The organism is Rivularia sp. PCC 7116 (genome assembly GCF_000316665.1).
In the GTDB taxonomy this organism is placed as follows: domain Bacteria; phylum Cyanobacteriota; class Cyanobacteriia; order Cyanobacteriales; family Nostocaceae; genus Rivularia.
Genome location: NC_019678.1, coordinates 2,991,268 through 3,012,099, shown reverse-complemented (window position 1 = coordinate 3,012,099; position 20,832 = coordinate 2,991,268). Strand labels below are relative to the sequence as shown.

Annotated in this window: 17 protein-coding genes; 10 read left to right on the top strand and 7 right to left on the bottom strand. The window is 38.0% G+C overall.

The genetic code is table 11. The features are described 5' to 3' along the window. Positions 1-33: 33 nt before the first annotated feature. The 3 genes from RIV7116_RS11770 to RIV7116_RS11760 form a co-directional block, all read right to left on the bottom strand. Positions 34-2,361, bottom strand: coding sequence for a PQQ-binding-like beta-propeller repeat protein (locus RIV7116_RS11770; RefSeq protein ID WP_083894060.1), 2,328 nt, complete (start codon positions 2,359-2,361; stop codon positions 34-36). Then, positions 2,333-3,316: an NB-ARC domain-containing protein gene (locus RIV7116_RS11765; protein ID WP_044290893.1), complete on the bottom strand. Its 984-nt coding sequence runs from the start codon at positions 3,314-3,316 to the stop codon at positions 2,333-2,335. Before RIV7116_RS11765 ends, RIV7116_RS11770 begins: the two co-directional genes overlap by 29 nt. Positions 3,317-3,603: 287 nt before the next feature. After that, positions 3,604-4,428 (bottom strand): D-alanyl-D-alanine carboxypeptidase family protein, encoded by an 825-nt coding sequence (locus RIV7116_RS11760; RefSeq protein WP_015118521.1) that lies wholly within the window; start codon positions 4,426-4,428, stop codon positions 3,604-3,606. Between the two features lie 99 nt (positions 4,429-4,527). Here RIV7116_RS11760 and RIV7116_RS11755 point away from each other — a divergent pair, with 99 nt between their 5' ends. After that, entirely contained in the window at positions 4,528-5,448 is a 921-nt protein-coding gene (locus RIV7116_RS11755) for an AEC family transporter (protein ID WP_015118520.1), read from the top strand. Between the two features lie 117 nt (positions 5,449-5,565). On the opposite strand, the gene RIV7116_RS11750 is transcribed toward RIV7116_RS11755, so the two are convergent. Further along, positions 5,566-6,084, bottom strand: coding sequence for a phosphoribosyltransferase (locus RIV7116_RS11750; protein ID WP_015118519.1), 519 nt, complete (start codon positions 6,082-6,084; stop codon positions 5,566-5,568). A gap of 65 nt (positions 6,085-6,149) precedes the next feature. On the opposite strand from RIV7116_RS11750, the gene RIV7116_RS11745 reads away from it, so the two are divergent. From RIV7116_RS11745 to RIV7116_RS11730, 4 genes are all read left to right on the top strand, one after another. Continuing rightward, positions 6,150-7,583 carry an MFS transporter gene (locus RIV7116_RS11745; protein ID WP_015118518.1) on the top strand — a complete coding sequence of 478 codons (1,434 nt, stop codon included), beginning with the start codon at positions 6,150-6,152 and terminating at the stop codon, positions 7,581-7,583. 63 nt (positions 7,584-7,646) lie between these two features. Continuing rightward, positions 7,647-8,213, top strand: coding sequence for a hypothetical protein (locus RIV7116_RS11740; protein WP_015118517.1), 567 nt, complete (start codon positions 7,647-7,649; stop codon positions 8,211-8,213). 70 nt (positions 8,214-8,283) lie between these two features. Continuing rightward, entirely contained in the window at positions 8,284-8,967 is a 684-nt protein-coding gene (locus RIV7116_RS11735; RefSeq protein WP_015118516.1) for a HEAT repeat domain-containing protein, read from the top strand. Between the two features lie 193 nt (positions 8,968-9,160). Next, a complete protein-coding gene (locus RIV7116_RS11730) occupies positions 9,161-9,727 on the top strand; it encodes a phycobiliprotein lyase (protein ID WP_015118515.1) in 567 nt (188 codons plus the stop codon). Between the two features lie 71 nt (positions 9,728-9,798). Here RIV7116_RS11730 and RIV7116_RS11725 read toward each other — a convergent pair whose 3' ends face one another. Continuing rightward, positions 9,799-11,490: a hypothetical protein gene (locus RIV7116_RS11725; protein ID WP_015118514.1), complete on the bottom strand. Its 1,692-nt coding sequence runs from the start codon at positions 11,488-11,490 to the stop codon at positions 9,799-9,801. Positions 11,491-11,760: 270 nt separating this feature from the next. Next, a complete protein-coding gene (locus tag RIV7116_RS11720) occupies positions 11,761-13,245 on the bottom strand; it encodes a site-2 protease family protein (protein ID WP_015118513.1) in 1,485 nt (494 codons plus the stop codon). A gap of 467 nt (positions 13,246-13,712) precedes the next feature. On the opposite strand from RIV7116_RS11720, the gene RIV7116_RS11715 reads away from it, so the two are divergent. After that, positions 13,713-14,402, top strand: coding sequence for a hypothetical protein (locus RIV7116_RS11715; protein WP_015118512.1), 690 nt, complete (start codon positions 13,713-13,715; stop codon positions 14,400-14,402). Between the two features lie 43 nt (positions 14,403-14,445). Here the strand turns inward: RIV7116_RS11715 and ctpA are convergent, their stop codons facing one another. Further along, positions 14,446-15,690, bottom strand: a complete 1,245-nt coding sequence (ctpA, locus tag RIV7116_RS11710) for a carboxyl-terminal processing protease CtpA (protein WP_044291752.1) — start codon at positions 15,688-15,690, stop codon at positions 14,446-14,448. A 400-nt stretch (positions 15,691-16,090) separates the two neighbouring features. Between ctpA and petB the strand changes: the two genes are divergently transcribed. The 4 genes from petB (at position 16,091) to RIV7116_RS11690 (ending at position 20,708) form a co-directional block, all read left to right on the top strand. Next, a complete protein-coding gene (petB, locus tag RIV7116_RS11705; protein ID WP_015118510.1) occupies positions 16,091-16,738 on the top strand; it encodes a cytochrome b6 in 648 nt (215 codons plus the stop codon). A 244-nt stretch (positions 16,739-16,982) separates the two neighbouring features. Beyond that, positions 16,983-17,465, top strand: coding sequence for a cytochrome b6-f complex subunit IV (gene petD / locus RIV7116_RS11700; RefSeq protein ID WP_015118509.1), 483 nt, complete (start codon positions 16,983-16,985; stop codon positions 17,463-17,465). A gap of 625 nt (positions 17,466-18,090) precedes the next feature. Then, positions 18,091-18,531, top strand: a complete 441-nt coding sequence (locus RIV7116_RS11695) for an anti-sigma regulatory factor (protein WP_015118508.1) — start codon at positions 18,091-18,093, stop codon at positions 18,529-18,531. 989 nt (positions 18,532-19,520) lie between these two features. Continuing rightward, on the top strand, positions 19,521-20,708 hold the full coding sequence (locus tag RIV7116_RS11690; protein WP_015118507.1) for a glycosyltransferase: 1,188 nt from the start codon (positions 19,521-19,523) through the stop codon (positions 20,706-20,708). The last annotated feature ends 124 nt before the right edge of the window (positions 20,709-20,832 follow it).

Here is a 20,832-nt window from a genome sequence, read left to right as displayed (position 1 = left end):
CTGGCACAATTGTAATATCAGGGGCAAAAGGCTTTAATTCCCTTCCTCTAAACGCAGAAAATGCACCCTTCCTTCTACATCTCCCGCCACAATTGTTAACCCATCAGGTGCAACAGCACAACTCACCATAAAAGCTTCACCAGTAAAAGTATCTTCCTCTTCCTTTGTTTCTAAATTCCATAGCTTGAGAGTTTTGTCACCCGAAGCAGAAATCGCCCGTTTTCCATCTGGTGCGTAAGCCACTGCATTAACCCAGTTACTATGACCTTGAAAACTATGCTCAATTTCTCCTGTTTGTAAATTCCATAGCTTGAGAGTTTTGTCATCGGAAGCAGAAATCGCCCGTTTTCCATCTGGTGCGTAAGCCACTGCATTAACCCAGTTACTATGACCTTGAAAACTATGCTCAATTTCTCCTGTTTGTAAATTCCATAGCTTGAGAGTTTTGTCATCGGAAGCAGAAATCGCTTGTTTTCCATCTGGTGCGTAAGCCACTGCATTAACCCAGTTACTATGACCTTGAAAACTATGCTCAATTTCTCCTGTTTGTAAATTCCATAGCTTGAGAGTTTTGTCATCGGAAGCAGAAATCGCTTGTTTTCCATCTGGTGCGTAAGCCACTGCAACAACCCAGTCACTATGACCTTGAAAAGTATGCTCAATTTCTCCTGTTTGTAAATTCCATAGCTTGAGAGTTTGGTCATCGGAAGCAGAAATCGCTTGTTTTCCATCTGGTGCGTAAGCCACTGCATAAACCGAGTCACTATGACCTTGAAAAGTATGCTCAATTTCTCCTGTTTGTAAATTCCATAGCTTCAGAGTTTTGTCATAGGAAGCAGAAATCGCCCGTTTTCCATCTGGTGCGTAAGCCACTGCATAAACCCAGTTACTATGACCTTGAAAAGTATGCTCAATTTCTCCTGTTTGTAAATTCCATAGCTTGAGAGTTTTGTCATAGGAAGCAGAAATCGCCCGTTTTCCATCTGGTGCGTAAGCCACTGCATTAACCGAGTTACTATGACCTTGAAAAGTATGCTCAATTTCTCCTGTTTGTAAATTCCATAGCTTGAGAGTTTGGTCATGCGAAGCAGAAATCGCCCGTTTTCCATCTGGTGCGTAAGCCACTGCATTAACCGAGTTACTATGACCTTGAAAACTATGCTCAATTTCTCCTGTTTGTAAATTCCATAGCTTGAGAGTTTTGTCATCGGAAGCAGAAATCGCTTGTTTTCCATCTGGTGCGTAAGCCACTGCATAAACCGAGTCACTATGACCTTGAAAAGTATGCTCAATTTCTCCTGTTTGTAAATTCCATAGCTTGAGAGTGTTGTCATCGGAAGCAGAAATCGCTTGTTTTCCATCTGGTGCGTAAGCCACTGCATTAACCGAGTCACTATGACCTTGAAAAGTATGCTCAATTTCTCCTGTTTGTAAATCCCATAGCTTGAGAGTGTTGTCATAGGAAGCAGAAATCGCCCGTTTTCCATCTGGTGCGTAAGCCACTGCATAAACCGAGTCACTATGACCTTGAAAAGTGGCTATTAATTCCTTACCAGGAGGAGTTAAGCTGGGAACAAAAGGTCGCAACCAGAGAGAAGTTTGATTATTTTTTGCTTGTTGTAATAAATGCTGAATCTCAGGGTTTTGAAAAGACAGCAAACGTCCGAATAATTGTCCTGGTAGCTGATTTTTATCTCCAGCTAAAATATGCGCCGAAAGTTGTAAAGCACCTTTTACTAATTGAAGACTTTTATCTTGTGGCGATTGAGATTGTCGATCAAAATTATTTTCGCTCAGAATGAGATTATAATCTGCTATCAAAGCATTTATATTAGTGTTCTTTAACTTTGCTTTTAACCACCGAAAATCAAGCAGCAATTGTTGAAGTTCGTCTTCTCGTTGTGCTTGTTGGAAATGATAGCTTAAATATTGGTAAATATAGCCGTCATTTTCTAAAGTATGCCAGCCATCGGGGTATTTTTGGCTATAGGCTTGCAAAAAGCGATTGTGTAATGTGGATAAATCTTCTGTCTGCTTCCTGAGATAATCTAATTGCAAGTCATGCAACCGTAATTTACCATCCTCATCCGTTGATACTAAGGACTTGTTTGCTAATTCATCTACTACATCCTGAGTATCGTATTCATCTAAACCTTCAGCTTGCCAAAATATTTGTAAAACTTGTTCTGGTATTGCTGTATCTTCCGAAAATATAGCAAAATCAAAATATTTTTCTTTGGTATCTGCTTCTAAAGTTTCTACACTAACCTGAATCGCTTTGAGTAAATCGGGATAAGGATAATCTGGGAACTGTTGCTGAATTTTATCTAAATCAGCACGGGAGCAACTTCTGCAATACATTTCCCCAAAGGTTGGGTTTACCACGCAACATAGCTCCTACCATCGATAGCGCTAAAGGTAGGTTTCCGCACTCTTCAACAACTTGATTGGCTTCTGGAGGAAGCAGAGTATTATCTTTATAACCAGCCCAATCGGCTAAAAGTGTTAAAGACTGCTCCTGACTCAAAACCGCTAATTCATGTCGAACAGCACCAAAACTCGTAATTATCGAAGCATCACGAGTTGTAACTAGCATCTGACATTTTTCTCCTAAAACATCAAATGTCGTTGCATGATTCAAATTCCAAATATCATCTAAAATCAGCAAACAAGATTTATCAGCAAATAACTGCTTTAACTTGGCTTTACCAAAACTAATTTCAGTAAATGTAGCTTGATTATCTCCCAAAGTTTCTGATAAATATAATTGCCAATCTAAAAGCTTTGGTCTTTGTCCTAATGTTATCCAAAATATCCCATCAAAAAACTTTTTTCTGATATCCTCATCCCTTGCTAAAGCCGTAGCCAAAACAGTTTTTCCAATACCACCCATCCCTTGTAAACCTACCCGACGAGTAGTACTTGTGATTCCTACAGGTTGATTAGTATGAGAAAGTACTTTTTGTTTGAGGGGTTGAAGCTGTTCGTCACGTGGTAAAAAATTATCTGGTAATTTTGGAACGTTAAATAGCTTAGCTAAGCATAAACTAGTACTTTCTCCATCAACTAGTTTTTTTTTAAGCTCCTCAACTAAATCATCCCGTCCAATATCATTTAAAGCCGATTCTAATTCACCAATTCTATCTCTTTGCTCCAACCATTCCCAGACACCATGAGCTTGTCTTCCCGAACGAAAACCTTCACGCTCGTGTAATTGAATATCAAAATAATCTGCTAAATCTTGCCAATCGTTAGTTAGTCTTTTACAAATAATAGTTTTAACTCGACCAGAGTATTTTATTGTATTATTATTCACATTATTCACAGGTCGCGAATTTCCAATAACTATAGATGATTATTATATTTCTTGGTATTAACTTAAATATATGGGTTTAATTCCCCGGCAACCTACGGTGTCAGAATTGGGTTGGGGTTTAAATCCCCATCCCAATTCCAAACTTCTTCCTTCTTCCTTCTTCCTTCGTTTAATTAATGTGTTTGGATGCTGACGATCAAAAAATTTTAAAACAAAGATTTTGCGTTATCCCCATAAACAAAAAAGACGTAGCATTGCTACGTCTCTACACAGGTAATCTATATTTTTTATGATTCCGGCGTAGGAATCGGCTTAACATCCCTACCCTTATAAAAAGTCTCCAAACTATCTCTATCACCAACAAATCGCCAATGCCAAGGTTCATAACTCACACCTTGTGAATTACCTTCGGGAAATGACAATTCAAAACTATAACGGGGAGCGTTTGCTTCCAACCATTTAAATGCTTTGGTTTTTTCAAACTTGGTACTCAAATTCGTAGCCGGTACTGCACCATCACCAATATCTACTGCGTAACCGGTGTGATGTTCGCTATGTCCGGGAGGAGCGCTTACTGATGCTCTTTGGGCTGGTGTTTGATTGCGTTGGGCACCAACTCTAATAAATAATTTTTCTTGTTCTTTAACCGAGCGAAATCCCGAAATTGGTACTAATCTTACACCAGCTTTCTGAGCATCTTTCGCCATCTGCTTAAACCTTTCACCGGCAGATTTTCGTAATTTTATCCGTCTTCCGCCTACATTAACTGCTACAATTTCCGATTCTGGAGCTTCTTTGTATTCTAAATGACCTAACAGTGTTTGCTGTTCTGCTTTTTTATTGACAGAATCACTGTCTAGTGTATTAGGAGAAGCCGAACTAGTAGGTGAAGGTTGCTGTTTTGCTGTATTTTTGGGGGTAGCAACGTAAAATATTAAACCACTAATTGCAGCAAGTAGAACAAAACCCATTACTCCGGCGATCGCCACAAACGATGAGGACAAACCTAGTTTGGGAGCCGCATCAGGAGTATCGCGCAAAGCTTGGGGAATATCTTCGCTTATTTCAGAGGGGGTTGAGTTTTGTGCTTCCTCGTAAAACTCATTATTCAAGGCTCAACTCCTGATGAATGTTCGGTAATTATTAGAGATTGTAGACGGTAGAGAAAGAAACCTGTTAGATAGTAGGTTACATATGCAATTCCTGATTTTGTGTTAGAAAACATCTTAGAACTTTACTTTAAGCTGATTGCAACGGTTTCAATAGGATTTTTATTAGGGCGCTGGCTACCGAATACAGCTTTAAATCGTTTGGGTAAGTTCCTGTTTTGGATAGGAGTACCGATAGGAATTGTCGCTTTTTTACGCAAAGCCGATTTATCCGGAGCAATTTGGATTGCACCTGCAGTAGCTTACGCTGCCATGTTACTCGGAGCATTTTTTGCCATAGTCGTCATAAAATTGCAAAGTTATTTTACAAGTACAGTCTTATTACAGCCTACTCAGGGAAGTTTAATAATATCGGCGATGGCAGGAAATACGGGTTTTCTTGGCTATCCTATCACTTTGGCAGTACATGGAACTCAGTATTTTGCCTGGGGATTATTTTACGATTTATTAGGTTCGTTGTTTGTGACTTGGGGTTTTGGCACAGTAATCGCAGCCCGTTTTAGCGGTAGTGCTACAAACTTTTTGCAGATTAGCAAAGTAATATTAATCAATCCTGCTTTATGGAGTTTCGGATTCGGCTTGCTGTTTCGTCAAATAAAAATTCCCCCCTCCGCAGAATTTGTTTTAGATAAATTTGCTTGGATTGGTGTCGGTTTATCACTGATTTTAATGGGAATGCGATTGAGCAAGTTAAATTCCTGGCATAATTTACCCCAAGCAGGAATCAGCATCGCCATCAAAATGCTGCTAGTACCGCTAATTCTAGGTAGTATTTTCCGAGTTGTGGGTTTAACAGGCACTCCGGCGCAAGTAATTGTAATACAAGCAGGAATGCCCCCGGCTTTCTCCACTTTAATAATTGCCGAAATCTTCAATCTCGACAGCGACTTAGCAGTTACCACAGTAGCAACAGGAACGATAATATTGCTTTTAACTCTTCCGATGTGGCTGATAGTATTTTAGATTTTAACAACGGATGTTTTTGTTTCGGATTGGTAATTGGTAATTGAGAATTGGTAATTGGTAATTGGTAAGATTGTTAACCCATTACCAATTACCTATTAACCATTACCTATCACATCAACAAGGCTGACTCACCTTCTCGGCAAGCTCCGCTGGGTTTGTAAATTCATAACCTTCAAATGGTTGATGTATCCAAGGATTGTCGGGTAAGTAATCGGCGTAGTAGTTGGGGACTATTACTGAACAAGCTTTATACCAAATTACGGCAGAGCGAATTTCTTCAATTTTTGAGTGACTATTTTTCTTTAGCCAAGGAATAGTCTCTTTGAGCGTAACTCCTGAATCTACGAGGTCATCAACTAACAGGATTCGCGAACCTAGTGCCTCTTCAGTCATAGTTAAATGTCGAGAAAAGGTTAATTCACCCCTTTCTTGCTTGCCCGCACCGCTGTAAGATGATGTTGCTAATATTGCTAATGGCTGCTTGTATATACGGGAGAGAATATCTCCTACTCGCAGCCCACCCCTGGCAAGGCAAACTATTTGATTGAATTCCCAGCCGGATTGATAAATTTGAGCAGCTAGTTGTTCTATTTTGTGGTGATAATCTGACCACGAGATATAAAGGTCTGGCATAAGAGAGGTAATTTAAAATTAATGGTAGATGCCAAATCCTTTATTGTAATACGAGTGTAGGTATTATGAGCGATTCTGTGGCTGATGGTTATCCCCAAGAGGTTGATAAAAATAAAAAACTCAACTTAAAAACCAAGTTGGCTTACGGTGCGGGGGATTTGGGACCGGCGATTACTGCGAATATTTCGGTATTTTTTCTGCTAGTTTTCTTTACTAATGTCGCTGGTATTCCTGCGGGTTTAGCTGGCAGCATCTTGATGGTGGGTAAAATTTGGGATGCTGTAAATGACCCCTTTGTAGGGGTTTTGACTGACAAAACGGAATCTAAACGTTGGGGTCGTCGTCTCCCTTGGCTGCTGTATGGTGCGATACCTTTTGGTATTTTCTTCTTTTTGCAGTGGATTGTACCAAGTACCAATGTTTGGGTACTGTTTTGGTATTACGTCATCATTGGGGTGATATCTCAGGTATTTTATACGGTAGTTAATTTGCCTTACACGGCAATGACTCCAGAATTAACTCAAGATTATGACGAACGAACCAGCCTTAATAGTATTCGCTTCGCTTTTTCTATCGGCGGTAGCATTCTTTCATTATTCTTAGCAAGACTGATATTTTCTTTAGTTGATAATCGTCAACACCAATATTTAGTTTTAGCAGCGGTATGTGCTGTAATTGCAGTCTTAGGGCTATTTTGGTGTGTCTGGGGAACTCGCGATCGCGTTTTGGCTTTTGAAGCGAAACGTACTCAAAGCGAGGAAAGCCAATCGATTCCTATGGGAGAACAAATCAAAATCGTTTTCAACAATAAACCTTTTTTATTCGTAATTGGTATATATCTATTTTCCTGGTTGGGGGTACAAATAACAGCAAGCGTTATTCCTTATTTTGTTATCTATTGCATGAAGCTGAAGGAATCAGACGTACCTACAGTCATGATTGGCGTACAGGGAACAGCTTTATTAATGCTCTTTGTTTGGGGTGCATTAAGTAAAAAAGTTGGTAAAAAAGCCGTTTACTTTATGGGAATGTTTTTATGGATCATCGCAGCGTCGGGATTATTCTTTTTACAACCCGATCAAATAAATTTAATGTATGTTTTAGCAGTAATAGCAGGTTCGGGAGTATCGGTAGCTTATCTGGTACCTTGGTCTATGATGCCAGATGTGATCGAATTAGATGAACTACAAACCGGACAAAGACGTGAAGGTGTATTTTACGGCTTTATGGTATTGCTGCAAAAATTTGGTTTAGCTTTCGGTTTATTTTTAGTGGGAATCGCTTTGCAAACTTCGGGCTTCCAGGAAAATGTTCCCGGACAAACTGAATTACCAATACAGCCAGATGCAGCACTATCAGCCATCCGTATCGCTGTCGGCCCCATTCCCATAATATGTTTAATTTGCGGATTATTTTTAACTTATTTTTATCCCATCACCCGCGAAATGCACGCGGAAATTTTGCTTAAGCTTGAAGAGAGAAGGAAGAATAACAGTTAGCAGTTATAAATTATTTCTACCCCCTCTCCCCCCTCTCCCCCCTCTAAATCATAGTTACGAATTATGTCGTTATGGTTATTCTGGCTGCTGACAACCGGTATCGCTGGTGCGTTTATCGGCTATATGGCTGCACCAACAGATTTTTTCTGGGAATTAATCGCCAGTGGCTTTGTAGTGGGAATTGCTCAATGGGTAGTTTTACGACGCTATATAAAATCTGCTGTGTGGTGGATACCTGTAAGTGGTTTTGGTTGGATTTTAGGTATTTATTTAATGATATTTACCGGCGAAATTCTCAATCCGGTAGTTGAATTTCTCAAGTCTACGGGTATATTTTGGGAAGTTTTTTGGTTAAATATCGTTCAGCAACCGATTAATTTTGCAGTTTTGGGATTTGCTCAATGGTTGGTGCTGAGTCGTTATTTTAGATATGCGCTTTGGTGGATACTTGCTAGCGCTTTGAGTGGAATTGTCAGAGGCGGGGTAGGTGCTTATGTATGTGCATCTGCCTGTAAAGTTGGCGGTGGGAGTATATCTAATGGGGTAGGCTGGGCTGCTAGTGGAGCAATTACTGGTACTGTGTTGCTATGGCTGGTAAATAATCATCGTAAAAACCTGCCATCGGGCTAATGTATGTTGGCGCTTAGTAATGTTACTTATAGAAATGTAAATATAAGTAACTATATCCAAATTAATAAAAATGGCAGATACAAGTTTACAAGAAATTACTAGTCAATTAGAAAGTTCTTCTTTGAGAGACAGGATGGTAGCTCTGGCTTCTTTGAGGAATGTGCCCGCAGAGGATGCAGTTCCTTTAATTAAAAAGGTGCTTGATGATGAATCTTTGCAACTACGTTCGATGGCGATATTTGCTTTAGGAATTAAACAAACACCGGATTGCTACCCGATTTTAATCCAAACATTGGAATCCGATAAAGATTATGGCATCAGAGCCGATGCGGCGGGTGCTTTGGGATATTTGGGTGACAATAGAGCTTTAGAACCTTTATCGCGAGCTTTTTACGAAGATACAGATTGGTTGGTACGTTTCAGTGCTGCTGTGGCGCTTGGTAATTTAAAAGATACTCGCGCCAAGGAAGTACTTTACAAAGCCCTCGAAAGTGAAGAAGTTGTGATTCAGCAAGCTGCTGTAGCTGCTTTAGGAGAAATCAAAGATATCGAGTCAGTAGACAAAATCCTCCGCTTTGCTCAATCAGATGATTGGTTAGTACGTCAGCGTTTAGCAGAAGCTTTAGGAAATCTTCCCACTGATAAAAGTATCTCAGCTTTGAAATATCTAGAAAAAGATAGCCACAATCACGTTAGCGAATCGGCAAGAATTTCGCTATCCAAAATTGAACAAGCGAACAATAAACTATCATAGAAGCCGAATCTTAACATCTACACCTATAAAATCAGAATTCTCTTGTGGTACGGGCATCCCTGCCCGTTCGATAATATATTCTCAACTACGAAAAATTTGATTTTCTTAACTTTCTCGCAATATAGTACTTGCTAGCTGTTACATTTTTAAAAGCGGGATTATAAAAACTTTGATGTAAGGTTGTTTGCGGAAGATGAATATTGAAGAATTTTTTGAATTAAGTGCTGGTAAATGGTTTTCTCATCGTACTAGTCATCATTTGGCTTTTAAACAATCTGAAGGTGGCAAATCAGATATTATTATTGAAACTTTAGCCGCAGATCATCCTGAAGTAATTAAATTATGCGAACAACATCAAGTAGAACCTAGCAGTGGAAATAGTGGTGCTAGAGTAACTTGGAACGGCACTATGGAATGGGATCAAGAAAAACACGAAGGTTCGACTGTTTTAGTTGCGATACCAGATTTAGATAATCCTAATATCGGTAAGTTGCTGCGAGAGATGGGTTATGCAGAAAAAACCCCAGTTGCTGGAACTTATAAAATGGGTAGCGATGATGCGCTTACCTTAACTACAGAATACGAAACTATGTGGTCTGAAGAACGTTTATGGTTCGCAAGCCCAAATCTACGGATGCGTGTTGGCGTTCTTAAGCGTTTCGGTGGTTTCAGTATGGCTTCTTTCACTTCCGAAATTCGTATGGGTGGAACTGCTGCTGCTGCGAAACAAACTGATGCAGCAACTAACAGCGCATCATAAATTATTAGCTAATAATTAATGTAGAGACGCGATATATCGCGTCTCTACAAACTAAATCTGAAAAACAAAATTCATGAGCCAGTTGATGTACCTTTTTTACTAGTTGTTCTGCTTCTTGGCTTTTTAGGTGGCGCTGATTGATTTGAACTGCTTTCAAGTTTAGTTACTGTTTTAGCAACATTATCAATTTGAGTTTTCATTGTCTCAAATCCAGCTAGTTTTTCCACAACAGCTTTTAATTGTTCTTGCTGATTGTTTAACTGTGCGTCAATTTCTCCTAATTTTGGGTTCTGTGGCGATTCAGCATTCCCTTTATCTAAGCGGGCGATATTTTGTTCGAGTTTTTCTGTAGTTTTAGTTAAATTCTCAACTTGGGTTGGAATCGAAGAAACGACTTCTAATTTGTCGCTCAATGATTGTAATTCCTTTTGAGTCTGACTATTACCTTCTATAGTTTTTGTAAGACTTTCTCTTGTATGAGTATTTGCTTTATCCAGTTGGGTTAGGTGTTTCTCAAGTTTTTGGCTAGTTTGGTTTAGATTCTCAACTCGATCGGAAACGGAAGAAACTGCTTCTAATTTTTCGCTCAATTCCTTGAGACTTTTTTGAGAAAGGTTATTGTTACTTTCTAAAGTTTTAGTAAGACTCTCTTTTGTTTGATTGTTGGCTTTATCTAGCTTGCTCAGATGAGCTTCGAGCTTTTCTGTAGTTTGGGTTAGATTGTCAACTTTGCTAGAAACGGAAGAAACTGCTTCTAATTTTTCGCTAAATTCCTTTAAGCTTTGCTGAGAAATATTTTTGTTATCTTCTATTGCTTGAGTAAGACTATCTTTTGTTTGATTATTGGCTTTATCTAGCTTACTAAGATGAGCTTCGAGCTTTTCTGTAGTTTGGGTTAGATTATCAACTTTGCTAGAAACGGAAGAAACTGCTTCTAATTTCTCGCTAAATTCTTTTAAGCTTATTTGAGAAATATTTGTGTTATCTTCTATTGCTTGAGTGAGATTTTCTCGGGTTTGATTATTAGCTTGAGCTAAATTATCGACTTTATCAGAAACAGAAGAAACTGCTTCTAATTTTTCGCTTAGTGCCTGTAAGCTCTGCTGAGAAAGATTTTTGTTATCTTCTATTGCTTGAGTGAGACTTTCTCGGGTTTGATTATTGGCTTGAGCTAAATTATCGACTTTATCAGAAACGGAAGAAACTGCTTCTAATTTTTCGCTTAGTGCCTGTAAGTTCTGCTGAGAAAGATTTTTGTTATCTTCTATTGCTTGAGTGAGATTTTCTCGGGTTTGATTATTAGCTTTATCTAAATCACTAAGATGTATTTCAAGTTTTTCTGTCGCTTGAGCTAAATTATCAACTTTACCAGAAACCAAAGAAACTACTTCTAATTTCTCGCTTAGTGCTTGTAATTTTTCTTGTGAAAGATTCTTGCTACTTTCTAAAGCTTGGGTAAGACTTTGCTTCGTTTGAGCATTTGTTTTATCCAACTCACTAAGATGAACTATAACTTTTTCCGTAGTTTCAGTTATATTTTTCACCCTATCTTTTAAATATTCAGAAGATTCGGTTTGATGTTTACTACTGTCAGCAACTATTTGAGTCAATTGCTTATTTAACTCACTTGTGTCTTCTACAAGCTTTAATAATTTTTCTTGTTCAACTTTACTAGCACCGATGGCATTTTTTATTTGAAAAACCAATATGGTAACTATTAGAGCAAAAAATACTGATACCGTGGAGAGAATTTGCAGTGTCATTCCTAGTTTTATCCTTGCCGTAAATTAAATATAGTTAGTTATTCATCCTATGTTTATTTTTAATAAAAGATAGAATGATACATCATCATATATTAAGCAAAGCCGTTTTGTAGAGTAAAAACTTTACCATTCAAAATCATTTCCATGTAATGTTAATTTATTTTAAATTTAAACAATAATGAATTTAACCTTTGCCGAAATAAGGTGAGGGACGTTTGCAACCAGCATCGCCAATAATCTCAAGACTCTTTGCCTCTAGCTCTACACCAGTCAAATATTTAGCAAACGAGACAATGTCTGTGGCAGTGGCAGCACAATTATAATTAACAATGCAATTGCTATAAGCCCCAAAACATCACGCTTATTATCCAGTTCCGTCACATCGTTTAGAGCAGGTTCGTCAGCTAAGCGTACAAATAATATCAAGTAAAGTGCCCACAGTAAATACTGTTGCTGCACAAAGGAAAGCAGCAGCAATAACAAACGGGCAGTTTGTCCGATAATCATCGCCGTTTTCTGTCCAAACATAGCGTGAACAATGTGCCCGCCATCAAGTTGTCCCACGGGCATCAAATTTAATGCCGTAACAATAATTCCTAAGAAACCCGCTATTGCAACTGGATGTAAATCTATACCCATATCAGGGGCTAACTGAGCGCCCAATGCTAATTTTGAAATCAACGAGATTAATATAGAATGCCTGGGATTTAAAGCATTAGTGTCTAATAATTGTGCTTCTTCTGGCATCTCAACTACCTGCGAATTAGCTAAACCCCATATTAATAAAGGCAAACTTGCGACAAAACCAGCGAAAGGTCCAGCAATACTAACATCAAATAAAGCTTTACGATTGGGTACGGGGCTACGCATCTGAATAAATGCACCAAAGGTTCCCAAGAAAAGAGGCATGGGAATAAAGTAGGGCAGTGTAGTGCGAATTTTGTAAAATTTTGCTGTCAAATAATGACCCATTTCATGTATGCCTAAAATGGTCATTAATGATAAAGCATAAGGTAAGCCCCGCAATATTAAACCTGGATTTGCGGATATTTCTTCCGTCGTATATTGAATCCCGGAAATATTAGTTCCCACTAAAGTAGTAGTTAATAAAGTAGCTCCTAGCAACAATAAGGCTAATCCCGGTTTAGTTAGTTTTTCCGGTTCCCCACCAGCAGCTTTAGCAGCTTGATGATTGGGAACTAGCAAAAATATCGGCTTGCCGTTAAAGCCTTCTTGAAAAATTAAAATGAAGCGATCGCCAAATTGTGCTTCGATGTTCTCTTTTATTTGCTGGTAAGCACTCAAAGCTGAAGTTCTTAATTGACCCCGACAAATTACAGCTTGAGGACGGTATTCAATATTGTGAATATAGTACACAGACCAAGGAAAACAAGAGCGGAGTTGACTTTCCTCTGCTGGCTCAATAGGGCGCAATCGTGTTGGTTCTACATTAGTCTGTACAGTTGCTGCCGTTTGTATATCGACTGCTTCAGATGGTTTTTTCTGTTGCTTAACCGGAATACGACCCCACTCAAATAGCACGTTGTATAATACAGTACAAATTACCAATGACCCAAAAAACAGCCCTAATGGTATTTGAGTCCCATACTTGATTGCCCAACTAATCCATATTATCGGTGGTGCCATCAATACTAACCACAACAGCCAAGGAGGAGTTTTCGTTAGTTTCGTAACCTCCTTTCTGAGGATATAGTAAATCAATATTCCTAAAATAATTAGAAGCCAAAATATCATTTTATTTTCATTTATTCTTTTGGAAATGTCTTGCAGTAGTCTTATTAGTGCATACAAATGTCAAAAAAAATGGATTATCAATCCAATCTTTTGCGGAAACTGTTGTCAATCGTTGCTTATCGCATTAACCGAAACTTTCCCTAAATTTTGAATTTTAGACTCTAGATTTTAGATTAAACTTTGAACGAACGATGAAAAGTATAATCCTTGCACGGTAAAATCGTATATTCCTTTCGTTCGCCCTAAGGTACGAGCGAATGAATAGACTTGATTCGGTTTGCGGTTGATCAATAATACTTGCATCCTAAATCCCGTGCATAAATTTTCACCTTAACGTGCAGTCGATCGCAAAATCTTTTGCTTTTAACAAAGAGGAGGCAAAATTCAAAATTCCTCCATCTAAAAATCGAACTAATTATTTTGTCGATACAAACTGACAACCCTTCTCCATAACACAATTTTTTCTTATGCGCTCCTCATCCCAAGAGCAAAGCAATCATGCACGCAAGCTACCAAAAGCAATTCTCAACTCTATTTTTGCATTTCCTCCCAATCGAGATACTTTGGGAGGAACAGCTTACTTTATTGTAAGAAACGAAGGCAATATTCTCATTGACTGTCCGGCTTGGGACGAAAATCATCGAGACTTTTTAGAAAATAATGGTGGTGTACGTTGGTTATTTATTAGCCATCGCGGTGCCATTGGTAAAAGTGCAGAAATCCAGAAAGTTTTTGACTGTGAAATTTTAATCCAAGAACAAGAGGCTTATTTATTACCCGACTCAAAGGTTACTGCTATCAATAGCAAATTCAATATTGATTCAGTATCGCAAATAATTTGGACACCCGGTCATTCTCCGGGTTCGTCTTGTTTGCACTATAATTCCCAGGGAGGAATATTGTTTTCAGGAAGACATTTAGTCCCCAATCGTCAAGCCGAACCAGTACCTTTAAAAACATCTACAACATTTCACTGGCATCGGCAAATCAAAAGTATCAAGTTATTATTAGAGACTTTCACACCCCAAACACTTAAGTACATTTGCCCCGGAGCAAATACAGGTTTTCTCAGAGGAAAACGTCTGATAGATAACGCTTACACCAGTTTAGCTAATCTCGATTTCGCAGAGCTACAGAAGGCAAAACCTCTTCTTTGAAGATTGGGAATTAGACATTGGAAAAGAGGCGGATAGGTAAATCCTAGCTCCTAGCTCCTAACCGTTGAGCAATAGTTGTTGACTCTAAAAGTTCAACAGCTGTTTGATATTGAACGTCATCGGAAGTAGCTACTTGATTGATTGCGATTGGTTCGGAGGGCATCACTTTATCTGGAGTAATACCTAATTTGTTGATATCCCTATGATTGGGGGTTTCATATTTAGCGATTGTCACCGCTAAGCCAGAACCGTCTGATAATTCAAATAATGATTGTATCAAGCCTTTTCCAAAAGTTTTTTCTCCTACGAGAGTGGCACGTTTATTATCTTGTAGGGCACCTGCCAAAATTTCGCTGGCGCTGGCTGTTCCTTGATTTACTAATACAACTAATGGGTCTTTTGTTAATGCTGGACCGGAAGATTCAAAATTTCCTTGAACACCTTGCCGATTAACCGTATAAACTACAATACCTGAATCTAACCACAGACGAGCAACTTCGATTCCAGCTTGTAACAAACCACCAGGATTATTTCGTAAGTCAAGAATGTAGCCATCAGCCCCTTTTTCTTCTAATTCGCTAATTGCATTCGCTAATTTTATTGGCGCATTAGCATTAAATTGAGTCAAGCGGATATAGCCAATATTATTTTTTTTACTTTTTTGCAGTTTAGCAATTACCGGATTTAATGTAATGCGATCGCGTATGATGGAAATTTCTTTGGGAGAGGAAGAATCCCTCTCTATAAGTAAGCTCACAGCAGTTCCAATTCTGCCGCGCATCAAAGAAGCTGCTTCATCAAGAGTGAGATTATCTGTAGGAGTACCTTCAATCTTGACAATGCGATCGCGGGGTAAAATTCCTGCTTTTTCAGCTGGAGAACCTGCGATGGGTGTAACTACTTCTAATTTACCCGTTTCCGAGTTTAAAGCAATTTGCAATCCAACCCCTGTTAATTCTCCAGAAGTATTTACTTGTAGACTGCGATACTGTCGCGGGTCTAAAAACCTTGTAAAAGGGTCATCAAGGGTTTTGAGCATATTTTGAATTGCTTGATAAGCTGTTTGGCTGTCTTTAAGCCTTGTTTTCAAAGCTTCTTGCCGCACCTGCGCCCAATTTTGATGGTTAAAAGTGTCATCTAAATAAGTCCGATTGACTATTCGCCAAGCTTGCGATACCAGTTTCTGCTCATCTGTTAAGGCTGCTGCTGGAGAGCAAAAGCTACCAAATGCCAGCCACAACGCCATAATAAAAGATAAAATACTCCGAAAAACCTTTGAATTATCCATATACTCAATTTTTACTTTTACTTTAACCAAATTTACATATCTCAAAGCAGCTTTCACGATCTCCGATAAAATGAAATCTATCTCTCGATTATGTTACTTTTTTTATAGAAGTGTTTTTTCCGCGATTGATTTCCGGCAGAAGACTTCAAATAATTGGGTAAATAGCGCCCGCTAAACGCTATGATCTACTTTGTATCCATCTATTTTTTAGTGGGTCGGGTGCAATTAGAACGCAATACATTCCCTCCTGAGAAACTGTTAATTTTTTTAAATTATCATCACTCTGATAGTTTAAAGGTAAATTGACTTTCTTGGTGTCCGTTCAAAATCTCAGTTGGCTGATGAAGCCGATTGTTGAGATAATTATCAACCGCAATCTATATCTAGGAATCTGGGTTGTATGACCAACGTAATTGACTGGTTTGATGAGCGCTTAGAAGTCCAAGCGCTAGCTGATGATGTTACAAGCAAGTATGTTCCCCCCCATGTAAATATTTTCTACTGCTTGGGTGGAATAACTCTTACTTGCTTTTTAATCCAGTTCGCAACTGGATTTGCAATGACTTTTTATTACAAGCCAACTGTTGCTGAAGCTTATTCTTCCGTTGAGTTCATCATGAACGAAGTAAGCTTTGGTTGGCTAATTCGCTCCGTTCATCGCTGGTCTGCCAGCATGATGGTGTTGATGATGATTTTGCACACCTTCCGAGTTTATTTAACTGGTGGGTTCAAGAAGCCCCGCGAACTAACTTGGGTAACTGGTGTAGTTCTGGCTGTAATCACCGTTTCTTTCGGCGTTACTGGCTACTCTTTACCTTGGGATCAGATTGGTTACTGGGCTGTAAAAATTGTAAGTGGTGTGCCAGAAGCAATTCCTGTAGTCGGAGTTTTAATTTCTGACTTATTGCGTGGCGGTTCCAGCGTAGGACAAGCTACTTTGACTCGCTACTACAGCGCTCATACTTTTGTACTACCTTGGTTAATCGCAGTATTTATGCTGGCGCATTTCTTGATGATTCGCAAACAAGGTATTAGCGGTCCGTTATAAGTTCGAGCTAAATATTTTGATCTGAGCGGAATTTCAGGAAAACTAAAACAGTGACGGAATATGACATCTCTAAAACCACAAGTAGTGAATTATTTGTTTTAAAATTGGTCTAATAACAGACCGGCAGAAGCAAATACTTCTACCTTCAGTTTTAGAGGCTCAAGATTCCTTTATTACTGCACAATAGCCGACAGTTGAATCGAGATTCACAATACTCAACTTCAGTAGAAGAGTACCTAAAAAAATGGCAACAGTAAAGAAACCGGATCTAAGCGATCCACAATTGAGAGCCAAATTAGCAAAAGGCATGGGTCACAATTATTATGGTGAACCTGCTTGGCCTAATGACTTGCTCTACGTTTTCCCAGTTGTAATTATGGGTTCCTTCGCTTGTATCGTAGCTCTAGCAGTGCTAGATCCTGCGATGACAGGAGAACCAGCAAATCCATTTGCAACACCTTTAGAAATTTTACCTGAGTGGTATTTGTACCCAGTTTTCCAAATTTTGCGTTCGCTTCCTAACAAACTTTTAGGGGTGTTAGCAATGGCTGCAGTGCCTTTAGGATTAATTCTTGTTCCCTTCATTGAAAACGTGAACAAGTTTCAAAATCCTTTCCGTCGTCCCGTAGCTACCGCTGTATTCCTCTTTGGAACTTTGGTTACTATCTATTTAGGTATTGGCGCAACTTTCCCATTGGACAAGTCTCTTACTTTAGGACTTTTCTAGGGGAGCTTTGTAGCTTTTTAAAAGCATAGGTAGGCTTTAGCGCCTGTGGAGTTTCTCTTAAAAGTGCTTTTGTAGGTGCTTTTGGGAAACTCTAACAGGCGCTAAATTTAATAAAACTTATAATTGTATCGATTTGACTGATTTTAGCTTGATAGCGTGGGATATTGAAAGTTACCTTTAGCAATTAATAGTCAAAAGCTTAAGCTAAGTATAAATACTTGAACTAAGTATAATAATTTTTAAAAAATTTTTGAAGATAATATTTAAAGCGTTACAGAATAAACTATAATCTAAAACACCTTAAAGCTCTTTTTTCTTTCCCTACTTTGACAATCCCAGAACCCTCTATCAGCAAAATATCAACAAAACGTAATTGGAGATCGAGACTATTGTATTAGAGTCTAAATATCTATTTAAGGATATATAGTAAAGTAGTAAAATAGCTAACATATGGAGTCCTCGTAAATTTGAATAAGCATTTAAGTCCATGAGCGAACCCCAGTGAATTTAGATTATGCATGGGACTTTTTAAAGTAAGAAGAGCAAATCAGATTTTAAAATCTGAGTTTTATAAACTATAAAAGATGTAAGTAAAACTAATTCACTAATATAGAAGTCAAGGTCAATGCTAGCAATTGTGGAGCAAGACCATCTGACGGTTAAGAGCGAACTCAAGCTTCTAAACCTAGTACAACAGTGGTTTGAACAATTCTGTCTGCGTAATTTGTCTGGGCTTAGTTGGCTCGAAAGTCAACAATATCGACTTAATTTAGCATTAGCCGAAGGCTTTACAAATGCCGTTCGTCACGCGCATCAAGCTTTACCACCAGAAACAAACATTGATATTGATGTATTGCTGTGGAATGACAAACTAGAAATTAGAATCTGGGATTACGGTAAGCCATTTAATCCAGATGCAATAGCCGAACCAGAACCCGGTACTCTACAAGTAGGGGGGTATGGGTGGTTTCTATTGAGAAGATTAGCTGATAAAGTTGTTTACGAACGCGATACGGATGGCAGAAACTGTTTGCTCATCGTCAAATATGGTACGCAAGAAAATTAATTGGGGCTAGGGATGATTATAAAATCTGTACGTTATTTGACAAGTAAGTCCCAAGCATCTTCGATTTGGCAAAAAATCTATTTAACTGGATTTAATGAAATTTTTTGAGAGCATGTTCGTATTTTCCGAGATTTTTAACAAAACGCGCATTGCCAAGGTAAGGAAAAATTTAAGTAAGTAAGTCGGCACAAATAAACTTAACTATATAACAGAATGTATTCCCACAAAACTTTTGGGATCGCGATCTAACTATTCGAGACAACCTGCGGTGAAGGTGAACGACAGACGTTGCGGTGACGTTCCATTCGCTGTGGACATAACTTCAATTTTTTATGCTGACTTACTTATTCTGCTTTGTCAGTTACTGCACAGTTACATTGTATAGCTGAAAAAGTTTAAATTCTTGTAGTGTCTGTCAGACGGTTTAGACTTAATATTTGAATCGCAGCAGACAAACTGTGAATAACTTAACTTAAGTGCAAGAAAGTTTTATTACAAGTAATCATTCAGCATTAATACAGGTTATATATCTATTATAGAAATCTTATATAAAATTTTAAACAAATTTGCTGCTTTAGTTTGAATAAATTTTAAATAAATTTCATAAATATCTAATACTTATAAAAAGTGTATAAAATATTTTTTTAGATACCCGTATACATAGCATTAGAGTTACAGCTAGATATTTGTTACAATTTGGCAGCGAGAGCCAAAACTATTCAGTGCGTTGTTTTTTTTCACCTTTAATTAATGAAACATATTTATACAGATTGTTTTATCTAATCGTTTTATCTAAAAAACTGTAAAAAAACAGAAAAATCGAAAGCACAATCTAAAAAAACATTGTCTTCAAACAATTAGCGTGAATATAATTATTAGTTTTGAAGACTATATTACTAATATAAATTTAGCGAACCATACAATTATCGCTAACGCAATTGGATAATAAATTTTAGTCATCTTAATAATATATATTGGAAATATAAAAAATGTTAATTACAAAAACAAATAAAAAAAAATACGTTAATTTGAGAAAGAGCAACAACAATCAAAAGCTCAATCATCTTTTTGTTTTTTTAGAAGTTTTTTCTCGTGAAGGTGGTATTCAATCCTATGTAAAAGATGTGTTTAAAGCTTATAACACATTATCAGAACCGCTTTATGGAGAAGTATTTTTACTAAGAGATTCAAAAGGTTGTGCTAATCCTTTTGAATCGGAACGATTGCAATTTCACTATTTCAAAGCTAAATCTTTTCAAGTCGGACGAACAAAAATGACTTTGGCATTGCTGAAATGTCTAATTCAACAACGTCCCGATCATGTATACTGCGGTCACGCTTACCTCGCCCCTTTAATTGGTACTTTATGTCAACCTTTGGGGATCCCCTATACCGTAATTACTCATGGTAAAGAGGTTTGGCAGCCATTACCTAAATTAACTCAAACTAATCTCCAAAAAGCTTCACAAATTTGGACGGTAAGTCGCTATACTCGTGAAATTGCTAGTAGTGCCAATAGTTTAAATACTAGTAAAATCAAAATTTTGCCTTGTGCTGTCAATGGCGATCGCTTTACTCCAGGAGCAAAACCAGAAAATTTATTGGAACATTACGGATTGAAGCAAGCAAAAGTTTTGATGAGCGTAACGCGATTGTGGTCTGGTGATATTTACAAAGGAGTAGATGTTACAATTCGAGCATTATCGCAAATACAAACAGTTTTTCCTGAAGTTAAATATTTAGTAATTGGACGTGGTGATGACAAACCCCGCTTAATGCAGTTAGCAAAAGATTTAGGAGTTGAAGATAAGGTAGTCTTTGCTGGATTCGTTCCTACAGAGGAATTAGTAGAGCATTATCGTCTCGCTGATGCTTATATTATGCCGTCTCAAGAAGGTTTTGGTATTGTTTATTTAGAAGCAATGGCTTGTGGCGTACCGGTATTATCGGGTGATGACGATGGTTCTGCCGATCCATTACAAGATGGTAAATTGGGTTGGCGAGTACCGCATCGCGATTCAGATGCTGTTGCAGCAGCTTGTATCGAAATTCTCAAAGGAGATGACCAACGCTGTGATGGAGCATGGTTGAGAAAACAGGCAATATCAGAATTTGGCATAGAAGCGTTTCAAAAACGATTGCAGCAACAGTTTTTATCTTCAATCAAAAAAAGTTAGGAGTTGGGAGCCTTGAATTGGGGGCTAGAAATTCTTTTCTTTTAGTAGACTTGCCTCCTTTGTCTCTCTATCCACCATCTTTCGATTCTTAACCTTTTTCGTTTGTATAATTTTTTAATATTTT